Genomic DNA, 10,164 nt, shown 5'->3' on the forward strand with positions numbered 1-10,164 from the left:
TAACCCGACACGAATCGTTCCTTACCCGAGAGGAACAGCCCGATCATGATCGATGCGATTTTCGCCGTACCCGCGGCGACGGTTGCTGTCACGGTGCCGCTAGCGCTCACGGTCGTCATGGCGACCGCGGCACTAGTCGGCATCGCGATCGCGGTCAGACGCCTTCGCCGGAACGAGCGGTTGACCCCCGTCAACCTGCTCGCCAGCGGCGTGTCGGCCGCGGGCATCCTCGTGAGCGCGCTCCTGATCAGCGTCGCCCTCGGCAGCGCGACGGCCGCCTCGGCGACCAACGACCCGGCGCCGGCGCCGCCGGCCGCCACGACGCCGAATGAACTCCCGGGACTCCAGCTCCCCACCGAATAGCGCGACCGAGGCAAGTCCCAGCCTGAGTCCCGACCCTCCGCCCGAGCGATACTGTGGAGGGATGCGATTGATCGTCTCGCTTCGAGCATCCTCTCGCAGCCCCATCCTGCAGGTGTTGAAGACCTCGGTCGCCGCAATCGTCGCCTGGCTCCTCTGCGTTCTGCTGCTCGGGCAGCCCCTGCCGATCTTCGCCGCGATCGCGGCCTTGCTCGTCGTGCAGCCGAGCGTGAACCAGTCGCTGGCGAAGGGGATCGAACGCAGCGTCGGCGTGGTCTTCGGCGTGCTTCTCGCCTACGGTGCCGGTGCGCTGTTCGGGCACTCCAGCTGGATCGTCCTCGGCATCATCGTCGTCTCGCTGCTGCTGGCGTGGGCGCTGCGCCTCTCCCCCGGGTCGGCGAACCAGATCCCGATCAGCGCGATGCTCGTCCTCGCCATCGGAGTGCAGACGCCGGGCTACGCCGTGAACCGGATCATCGAGACGGTGATCGGCGCCGTCGTCGGCCTCGCCGTCAACGCCGCCATCGTGCCGCCGGTGCTGCTGATGCCCGCGCACGACGCGGTGCAGTCCCTCGTGACCAACGTGGCGGCATGCCTCCGCGCGCTCGCCCGGTCATTGCGAGAGCCCCAGGATGATGCCGAACTCGCCGCGACCCTCGCCGATGCCCGAGCGCTGAGGACGCTCAAGGACTCGGCGGCCGACGCGCTCGACCGCGCGGAGGAGAGCCTCATGCTCAACCCGCGTCGCGGCAGGCACCGGTCGGTGCTTGAGCGCGACCGCGAGCTGCTGGCGATCCTGTCCCCCCTGGTGACCCGGGTGATCGGCATGGCGAGGGCGCTCCACGACCGGTACGACGCGGAGCTCGTGCACGATCCGGTCGCCGCCTCGATCGGAATCGAACTCGACCGGGCGGCCCACGACCTCGAACTGCTCGCCCGGCCGCCCCGGTCCCTGCCCCCGCTGACCGCCCCGATCACCGCCGAACTCCCCGCGCTCACTGCCCCGCTCGTGGTGGCCAGCCCCGATTCGCAGCACTGGATTCTCGTGGGGTCCCTACTCGAGGACCTTCGACGGGTACGCGAAGAGATCATTGGAGCCGAAGAATGACCGTCCGTCTCGTCGACCGGTACTCCCCGCACGAGCTGATCACCGACGCCGCCGACCTCGGGCTGGTGAGCACCACGATCGCGAGCCCGCTCGGCACCTGCGTGGCGCGCCACGTCGCCCGGCGAACCTCCACCCGGGCGACGATCTTCCTGCACGGCGCCGCGGGCTCCTGGACCACCTGGACTCCTCTCCTGCAGACCGCCGCCGGGCTCGGAGTGGACCTCGGCGACGTCGTTCTTCTCGACCTCCCGGGCTGGGGCGACGCGTCGCTCTCCAGCGACCGTGCCGACCAGACGGTGATCGCCGTGTGCAGCCTCGTCAAGGACATAGCCGAGGAGCTCGGCTACACCGAGTGGGACCTCGTCGGACACTCCCTCGGCGGGTTCATCGCGCTGCACATGGCCTCGATCTGGCCGCAGTGCGTGCTCTCTGTCGGAATCGTGTCCGGCACCACCTTCTCCACCATCCGCAGCGTCGAACACCCCGTGCGCAACTTCGCCGAGCTTCCCGGGTTCACCATGCTCTGGCGGGTGATGCAGTTTCTCGCCGCGATGGGGCCGGCCGGCCCGGCCGTGGTGCGCGGTTTCAACGCGATCGGGCTGCTGCGCCCGGCGACCTTCCCGCTGTTTCGCCACTGGACGAAGGTGCCGAGGTCTCAGGTTCTGGCGCTCGCGCAGGAGGTTCGCCCGCGGTCGTTCGCCTCCGCCGCAGAGGTCACCCGCGGGTACGACGCCGAGGGGATGTGGGCGGCCATCGAGTGCCCGGTGCGCGCGATGAAGGGCGACCGGGACGTGTTCGTCACCCAGTCCGACCTCGACGAGCTCGGCCGCCTGCTGCCGTCGAGCGTTCGCACGGTGGTCGCCGATTGCGGCCACTTCGGCGCCGTCGAGCGACCGGCCGACGTTCTCGCGGCCCTCGGCTACCTCGACGCCTGACCGCGCCGGGCTACTCCGGCTGCAGCTCGAGCCAGGTGAGGCTCGCGAACTCCTCGTGGGTGAGCCCCAGGCCCTCCGGCGACTCGGCGACCCTGGTGCGCAGGGTGTGCGCGTCCGTGCCTTCCCTCGTCACGACATCCACCCCGGCCGGGGAGAAGAGCGTCTTGGAGAATCGGATGACGACGATCGTCGAATCTTCGCTCACCCCGGTCACCGACCAGCGGCTCGACGTGACAGCAAGCAAGCCTCTGCCTCGCCAGCGGAAGCCGTCTCCCCGCCACCGGTCGACCCCGACGATGCGTCTCGGCTTACCGTCCGGCGTCGTCCATTCGACCGTGTCGTGGAGGGCGAGCGGGCCGGTCTTCGCGAGCTCGTAGGTGAAGGTGGGAGACAACCGGTCACCACTCAGCCAGACGGGAAAATTGGTGGCCCCGATCCGCCAGGTTCCCGGGAGCAGGCGCGTTAGTGAGGCTTCGTCTGGAGCACTGGGCATACCCCAAACTTAGCCGCATTGGCTGGGCGTACCGTTGACGCATGCGAGCAATATCGATCCCGGCGCCCGGCGGCCCAGAGGTCCTCACCCTCGGGGAGCACCCCGACCCGGCCCCCGGGCCTGGCCAGGTGCTCATCGAGGTGGCCGCCGCCGGCGTCAACCGGGCGGACATCTCCCAGCGGCTCGGCCACTACCCGTCGCCGCCCGGCACCTCCCCGCTGCCGGGGATGGAGGTCTCCGGCACGATTGCGGCGCTCGGCCACGGCGTGGCCGGCCGGTCGATCGGCGACCGGGTGTGCGCGCTGCTGCCGAGCGGCGGATACGCGAGTCTCGTCGTGGCGGAGGCCGCACTGCTGCTCGACGTTCCGGAATCGATGGACCTGGTGGATGCCGCCGGGCTCCCCGAGACCCTGGCGACGGTGTGGTCGAACGTGTTCATGCTCGCCGGGCTGCGGGCGGGCGAGACGTTGCTCGTGCACGGAGGATCGAGCGGGATCGGCACGACGGCGATCCAGCTGGCCAGGGCGCACGGCGCGCTCGTCGCGACCACGGCGGGCACGGACGAGAAGCTCGCGGCCTGCGAACGGCTCGGCGCCGAGATCCTGATCAACTACCGCACCGAGGACTTCGTCGAGCGACTTCTCGAGGGCACGGACGGGCGGGGCGCGGACGTGATCCTCGACGCGATCGGCGGCGCCTACCTCGACCGCAACCTCAACGCGCTGGCGCCGCGCGGGCGTCTCGCGATCATCGGAAACCAGAGTGCCGCCCGGGGGACGGTGGACGTGCGAATCCTGATGAGCAAGCGGCTGACGATCCACGGCAGCACCCTTCGAGCCAGACCGACCGAGGAGAAGGCCGAGATCATGGCGAGTGTTCGCGAGAACGTGTGGCCGTACGTCGTCGCCGGGCAGGTGGTCCCCGTGATCGACCAGCGGATTCCATTCGCCGAGGCCGCCAGCGCGCACCAGCGGCTGGAGGCATCCGAGCACATCGGAAAGCTGCTGCTGATCCCCTGAATGGGAGCACTCGGCCCTGAATCGGCCCGCTCGGGCAGCCCATACGATGGGGGAATGCCCAGCAAGCTCGCCGCGCTCGCGCGCTCAACACACCCGGGGCCGTCCCTCGCGGTGAGTCTCGTTGCGGTCGTCCTGGGTATCGGACTCGGGCTCGATGCTGCACGACTCGTGCTGCTCGGCCTCGCCTTTCTCGCCAACCAGTTCTCGATCGGTCTCAGCAACGACTGGCTCGACGCCGAGCGGGACCGCGTCGTCGGGCGGACCGACAAGCCCGTGGCGCTCGGGCTGGTGAGCACGGGCACGGTTCGCGCTGCGGCCTTCGCGTGCGCCGGCCTCGCGATTCTGGTCAGCCTTGCTCTCGGGCCGGCGGCGACGGCGGCGATCGTCGTCTTCCTGGCCTGCGGGTGGAGCTACAACGCCTGGCTCAAGAGCACCGCATTCTCGGTTGTCACCTACGCCGTCGGGTTCGGCACCATCCCGCTCATCGTCTCGCTCGCCCGCCAGCACCCGGCGATCGCCGCGCCATGGGCCATCGGCGTCGGGGCCCTGCTCGGGGTCGCCGCGCACTTCGCCAACGTGCTGCCCGACCTCGACGACGATCGGCGCACCGGCGTGAGCGGGCTCCCCCATCGGCTGGGCCGGCGGGCATCCGGCGTCGTCATCTCTCTCGCGCTCGCCGCGGCCGGCATCCTGGCCTTCCTCGGGCCGGCCGGGAACAGCACGGCTCCTCGGTGGGTCGGCCTCGCGGCGACCCTGCTGCTCGCGGCGGGAATCGCCGTTGCACTCCGCCGCCCGCCGACCCGGCTCGTTTTCCAGCTGATCATCGCCGCGGCGATCGTCAACGTGGTCGTGCTCGCCTTCAGCGGGGACCGGCTCCTTCTCTGACCCCGTCCGCCGCCGCCCGCGGCACCGGGTAGGTTCGAGGCATGGTCACCGTCCGCGAGTCCGCCGTCTACACGCCAGGCGTCTGCAACATCGGCCCGGCGGAGATCCGCCGCCGCCGCTCGTCCGGCTGGTTCGGCCTCACCCTCACGGTGCTGCTGCTCGTCGCCTTCGTGCTGCTGCACATGCCCGGCCCGTGGCGGCTGTTCGTTGTGATCCCGGCGGGCGTCGGCGCGATCGGCTTCCTGCAGGCCGCGTTCCACTTCTGCGTGCGGTTCGGCGCGACGGGGCTCTTCAACGTCGGGAACGAACTCGGCACGCACGAGCAGGTGCACGAGGCCCAATACCGCCGCAAGGATCAGCGCAAGGCGGTGGCGATCGTCGCCCTCTCGGCGATCATTTCGGTTGCGGTAGCCCTTCTGGCGATGCTGCTGCCGTAGCCTCCGTCTCGTGCGGCAGGTTGCGGATGCCGAGGCCGGACACGATTCCGCCGGCGAACAGCAGGCACGCGGTGACGAGCATGCCCCGGTGGAAGCCGACGACGTCGAGCTGCGGGCCGATGATCAGGCCGAGCATGGCGATCGCGATGAGTCCGGCGACCCTCGACACCGCATTGTTGATGGCCGACCCGATGCCCGCCTGCCGCTGGTCGATCGCTCCGAGGATGGCGCTCGTCAGCGGGGCGACCGTGATCGTGAGCCCGATCCCGAACAGGATCACGCCCGGCAGCACGTCCGTCCAGTAGTTCGGCGATGCGCCCATCCGTAGGAAGTACAGGTAGCCGAGGCCGCCGATGAGGGGACCGACGGTCATGAAGATCCTCGGGCCGAAGCGCCCGGCGAGCGTACCGATGTACGACGAGAACAGGATGCTGATGATCGTCACCGGCAGGATCGAGAGCCCGGCGACGGTTGCCTTGTATCCGCCCACCTGCTGCAGGAAGACCGCGAGCAGGAATCCGCCGATGGAGAGCGCCCCGTAGATCGCCGTCGTGGCGACGTTGCCGACGGCGAAGTTGCGCACCCGGAAGAGCCCGAGCGGCACCATCGGCTGCTTCGCGACGCTCTCCCGCCAGAAGAACGCGGCGAGCGCGAGCACACCGAAGATCATCGGCAGGTAGATGGCCGGACTCGTCCAGCCGTATCGGCCATGCTCGATGAGCGCGAACACCGGCAGTCCGAGCCCGAGCACGCCCAAGATCGCGCCGAGGTAGTCGATGGACACGCCCGCCTCACGCTCGTCCTTCTGCTTGAGCACGAAGAGCAGCCACAGCGTCACGGCGATCGGCAGCACGTTGATGGCGAACACGTAGCGCCAGGAGAGCACGTCCACGAAGATTCCGCCGAGCAGGGGGCCTGCGATAAAGGCGCCGCTCGTCCAGGCAGTCCACGATCCGATGGCCTTCGCCTGCTCGGGGCCTCGGAAGTTGGACAGGATGATGGCGAGCGAACTCGGCACCAGGAGCGCCCCCGCGACCCCCTGAAGCCCCCTGGCCACGATGAGCACCCCCGCCGTGGGCGCGATAGCGCAGAGCAGCGACGCGATGCCGAAGCCGGCGAGACCCCAGCGCAGCACGATGATGCGGCCGAAGAGGTCGGAGAGCGACCCCGCCACGAGGATGAGCGAGCCGAGGGTGATGAGGTACGCGTCGACCACCCACTGCTGGGTGCTCAGGCCGCCACCCAGCTCCCGCATGATCGCCGGCAATGCGACGTTGATCACCGAGCCGTCGAGGAAGGCGACGAAGGATGCGAGAACGGCGATGGCGAGGACGAGTCGCTGGTGCTCCTGCATGGTTCCTATTCTCGCCTCTGTCTCGCGTCGAGCACGCGGTCGATGGCGTCGAAAAGCTCCCTCGACCCGAGCGGGCGGAAGTGCCCGACCATCGACAGTTCGATGTTCGTCGCCCCGTCGAGCCGGCTGCCGCCGGGGATGAGGGGATCGCGGCGACTGAAGATCGAGGCGATTCGCCGATTCACGTCCACGTTGGCGGCGAGCGCCGTGAGGGTGCTGTGGGTGGGCGCGAACGCGCGCAGCGTGGCGCTCGGGGCGAAGCGGGCGAGCGGCGAACCGGCGAACGGACTGTTCACAGCGATGAGCCGGTCGATTCTGCCGGTGACATCGTCGATCGTCATCATGTGTTTGGCGATCAGTCCGCCCTTGCTGTGGGCGACGACGATCACGGTGCGAAGGTCGTGCTCGTCGAGGTAGCGCTGTGCGACGGCGGCGGAGTCCGCGATCGTGAGGCGGTTGTAGCCGAGGTCGGCGACCACGTGGATGGGGTGTCCCCGCGCGTGCAGGCGGTCGGCGACGGGGCGCAGGAAGTGCCACGTCTCGTACACGCCGGGCAGCAACAGCACCGGCGCGAGTTCGCCGCCGTGATAGCGGTCGGTGCTCTTGCGCCGGAACAGGTGCCCGAACTGCGTGCGGGCCTGGTACAGCCGGTCGGCGACGAAGGCGCCGAGGTCCCGCGCGGTGATCATGGCCGCTCGTCTCCCATGGTCGTCAACCCTCACGTCCCTTCGCACTCTACGCTCGACCGCGCCGACCACGCCTCCCCGATGCCGTGGGGACGAGCGAGACTAGATCATGCCGACCGCGGTCACGCGCACCACGGCGAGTCCGGCCGCGTTCGATTCGGCGATGTCGATCGTGGCCGAGATCCCCCAGTCGTGGTCGCCGGCCGGGTCGTCGAAGATCTGCCGCACCGTCCAGGTCTCCGCGCCCTCCTCCACGATGAGCATGGCCGAACTGCGCGCGTCCGCTCCGGTGCCGAGCGCGTTGTGGGCGTCGAAGTAGGCGTCCATGGCGTCGCCCCAGGCGTCCGCGTCGAAACCGGCCGCGGCATCCAGCTCCCCCAGCTCCGCGTAGTTCTCGAGGGCGGCGAGCTGCACCCGCCGAAAGAGCTCGTTACGCACGAGGATGCGGAACGCACGCACGTTGGTCGTGACGTTGTGCGGGGTCGGCGGCAGCGCCGCCCTCTCGACGCCCACGGCGGCGCTCGGGTTGATGAGCTCCTCCCACTCGTCGAGCAGGCTCGAGTCGACCTGGCGCACGAGCTCGCCGAGCCACTCGATCAGGTCGAGCAGCTCCTCCGTCTTCGCCTCGTCCGGAATCGTCTGCCGTGCGGCTCGGTAGGCGTCGGAGAGGTAGCGCAGCACGAGCCCCTCCGAACGGTTGAGCTTGTAGAAGCCGATGAAGTCGTTGAAAGTCATCGCGCGCTCGTAGAGGTCGCGCACCACCGACTTGGGACTCAGCTCGAAGTCACCCACCCACGGCTGGGAGGCGCGGTAACGCTCGAAGGCCTGGCCGAGAAGCTCCTCGAGCGGCATCGGATGCCGGATCTCCTCGAGCAGCTCCATGCGCTGGTCGTACTCGATGCCCTCGCTCTTCATCGCCGCGACGGCCTCGCCGCGCGCCATGAACTGCTGGGCGGACAGCACGGGGCGCGGGTCGTCGAGGGTCGCCTCGAGCACCGAGATCATGTCGAGGGCATAGCTCGGCGATTCTGGCTCGAGCAGGTCGAACACCGCGAGGGCGAACGGCGACAGGGGCTGGTTCAGGGCGAAGTTGGGCTGGAGATCCACCGTGAGGCCGATCACGCCGTTCGCGTTCTGCTGCACGATCTCCGCCGTGCGCAGGGTGCGGTAGATTGCGAGGGCCTGGCGGGCAAGCTCGAGCTGGCGCGCCCTCGGCTCGTGGTTGTTCTCAATCAGCTCGCGCATCTCATCGAACGGCTCGCCGCCCCGGCCGATCACGTTGAGAACCATCGCGTGACTCACCTGCATGCTCGAGGAGAGCGTCTCCGGCTCGGCTGCCACCAGCCGGCCGAAACTCGGCTCGCCCCATGACACGAAGCCCTCCGGCGCTCGCTTGCGCACGATCCTCTTCACCTTCTTGGGGTCGTCTCCCGCCTTGGCGAGCAGCCTGGCGTTCTCGGTCTCATGGTCCGGGGCCTGCACCACCACGGTGCCGGCGGTGTCGAACCCGGCCCGGCCGGCTCGGCCCGCGATCTGGTGGAACTCGCGCGCGCTCAGCTGCCGCATCTTCGTGCCGTCGAACTTGGTGAGCGCCGTGAGCAGGACGGTGCGGATGGGCACGTTGATGCCCACCCCGAGCGTGTCGGTGCCGCAGATGACCTTGAGCAGCCCCTGCTGGGCGAGCTGTTCGACGAGCCGGCGGTACTTGGGCAGCATCCCGGCGTGGTGCACACCGATTCCGGAGCGGATGAGGCGGCTGAGGGTGCGACCGAAGTTGGTGGTAAACCGGAAGTCGCCGATCGCCACCGCGATCTCGTCGCGCTGCTCGCGGGTGGCGATCTTCACGCTCGTGAGGGCCTGGGCACGCTCGAGCGCGGCGAGCTGCGAGAAGTGCACGATGTAGATGGGCGCCTGGTTCGTCTGCAGCAGGTCCTCGACCGTCTCGTGCACGGGCGTCGTGGCGTACGAGTAGTGCAGAGGCACCGGCCGGTCGACGCCCACCACGACGGCGGTCTCTCGGCCGTTTCGTTCGCGCAGGTCCTTCGCGAGCCACTCGACGTCGCCGAGCGTCGCTGACATGAGAATGAACTGCACCCGCGGCAGGGTCAGCAGCGGCACCTGCCAGGCCCAGCCGCGATCCGGGTCGGAGTAGAAGTGGAACTCGTCCATCACCACCTGGTCGACGGGGGCGTCCGCCCCGTGGCGCAGGGCGAGGTTCGCGAGGATCTCGGCGGTGCAGCAGATGATCGGCGCGTCGGCGTTGACGCTCGAATCCCCGGTGACCATGCCGACGTTCTCGGCGCCGAAGATCTCGACGAGCGAGAAGAACTTCTCCGAGACGAGCGCCTTGATCGGCGCGGTGTAGAACGTGCGTTTGCCCTGACTGAGGGCCGCGAAGTGCGCCCCGACCGCCACGAGCGACTTGCCGGTGCCCGTGGGGGTGCTCAGGATGAGGTTGGCGCCGGAGACGATCTCGATGAGCGCCTCGTCCTGCGCCGGATAGAGGCTCAGCCCGCGGTCGAGCGCCCAGTCCGCGAACGCCGAGTAGACGGCATCCGGGTCATTGCTCTCGGGGATTCTGTCGAGTAGCGCCGTCTCAGCCATGGTGGGTGGCGACGAGGTCGTAGACGTGCTCGACGTAGGCCCAGAAGCCGTTGACATCGAGGGTGACCGGCACGAGAGCGTTCGGGATCGGCGCGTCGAAGTCGACGACGGTCATGCCGCTCGTGAATTCGCCCCTGGTCTCCACGTCGACCCTCGCCACGCGCGAGGCGAAAAGATCGGGGCGGGACACGTGCGCGACGGCGCAGACATCGTGCACCGCCTGGCCGTCCGGGTCCTGGCTGTTACGGCTCGCGTAGTAGGTGGCGAGCGGCAGGATGAGTTC

General features: G+C 69.2%; 11 protein-coding genes. 6 read left to right on the plus strand and 5 right to left on the minus strand.

Annotated features, from left to right (window positions below; genetic code table 11):
* Positions 1-45 precede the first annotated feature (45 nt).
* The 3 genes from VIM54_RS12740 (at position 46) to VIM54_RS12750 (ending at position 2,403) form a co-directional block, all read left to right on the plus strand.
* Positions 46-363, plus strand: a complete 318-nt coding sequence (locus VIM54_RS12740; RefSeq protein ID WP_331901841.1) for a hypothetical protein — start codon at positions 46-48, stop codon at positions 361-363.
* Positions 364-424: 61 nt separating this feature from the next.
* On the plus strand, positions 425-1,468 hold the full coding sequence (locus tag VIM54_RS12745) for an FUSC family protein (RefSeq protein WP_331901843.1): 1,044 nt from the start codon (positions 425-427) through the stop codon (positions 1,466-1,468).
* Positions 1,465-2,403, plus strand: a complete 939-nt coding sequence (locus VIM54_RS12750) for an alpha/beta hydrolase (RefSeq protein ID WP_331901844.1) — start codon at positions 1,465-1,467, stop codon at positions 2,401-2,403. Before VIM54_RS12745 ends, VIM54_RS12750 begins: the two co-directional genes overlap by 4 nt.
* Before the next feature lie 10 nt (positions 2,404-2,413).
* On the opposite strand, the gene VIM54_RS12755 is transcribed toward VIM54_RS12750, so the two are convergent.
* On the minus strand, positions 2,414-2,896 hold the full coding sequence (locus tag VIM54_RS12755) for a hypothetical protein (protein WP_331901845.1): 483 nt from the start codon (positions 2,894-2,896) through the stop codon (positions 2,414-2,416).
* Between the two features lie 41 nt (positions 2,897-2,937).
* Between VIM54_RS12755 and VIM54_RS12760 the strand changes: the two genes are divergently transcribed.
* Genes VIM54_RS12760 through VIM54_RS12770 form a run of 3 tightly spaced genes read left to right on the plus strand, consistent with a single transcriptional unit; the run spans position 2,938 to position 5,237 of the window.
* Positions 2,938-3,915 (plus strand): NAD(P)H-quinone oxidoreductase, encoded by a 978-nt coding sequence (locus VIM54_RS12760; protein ID WP_331901846.1) that lies wholly within the window; start codon positions 2,938-2,940, stop codon positions 3,913-3,915.
* Between the two features lie 54 nt (positions 3,916-3,969).
* Positions 3,970-4,800 (plus strand): UbiA family prenyltransferase, encoded by an 831-nt coding sequence (locus tag VIM54_RS12765; RefSeq protein WP_331901847.1) that lies wholly within the window; start codon positions 3,970-3,972, stop codon positions 4,798-4,800.
* A 41-nt stretch (positions 4,801-4,841) separates the two neighbouring features.
* Positions 4,842-5,237 carry a hypothetical protein gene (locus VIM54_RS12770; protein WP_331901848.1) on the plus strand — a complete coding sequence of 132 codons (396 nt, stop codon included), beginning with the start codon at positions 4,842-4,844 and terminating at the stop codon, positions 5,235-5,237.
* Here the strand turns inward: VIM54_RS12770 and VIM54_RS12775 are convergent.
* From VIM54_RS12775 to VIM54_RS12790, 4 genes are all read right to left on the minus strand, one after another.
* Positions 5,194-6,591, minus strand: a complete 1,398-nt coding sequence (locus tag VIM54_RS12775) for an MFS transporter (RefSeq protein WP_331901850.1) — start codon at positions 6,589-6,591, stop codon at positions 5,194-5,196. The two genes, VIM54_RS12770 and VIM54_RS12775, sit on opposite strands and share 44 nt — an antisense overlap.
* Positions 6,592-6,596: 5 nt before the next feature.
* A complete protein-coding gene (locus VIM54_RS12780; protein ID WP_331901851.1) occupies positions 6,597-7,313 on the minus strand; it encodes an alpha/beta hydrolase in 717 nt (238 codons plus the stop codon).
* Positions 7,314-7,379: 66 nt separating this feature from the next.
* The gene (locus tag VIM54_RS12785) at positions 7,380-9,881 is read right to left on the minus strand and encodes a DEAD/DEAH box helicase (RefSeq protein WP_331901853.1); all 2,502 of its coding nucleotides are present in this window, start codon (positions 9,879-9,881) and stop codon (positions 7,380-7,382) included.
* Positions 9,874-10,164, minus strand: a 291-nt coding sequence (locus VIM54_RS12790; protein ID WP_331901855.1) for a nucleoside hydrolase, incomplete at its 5' end; no start/stop codon positions are given. The genes VIM54_RS12790 and VIM54_RS12785, both read right to left, overlap by 8 nt.

This window comes from Lacisediminihabitans sp. (assembly GCF_036569425.1).
In the GTDB taxonomy this organism is placed as follows: domain Bacteria; phylum Actinomycetota; class Actinomycetes; order Actinomycetales; family Microbacteriaceae; genus Lacisediminihabitans.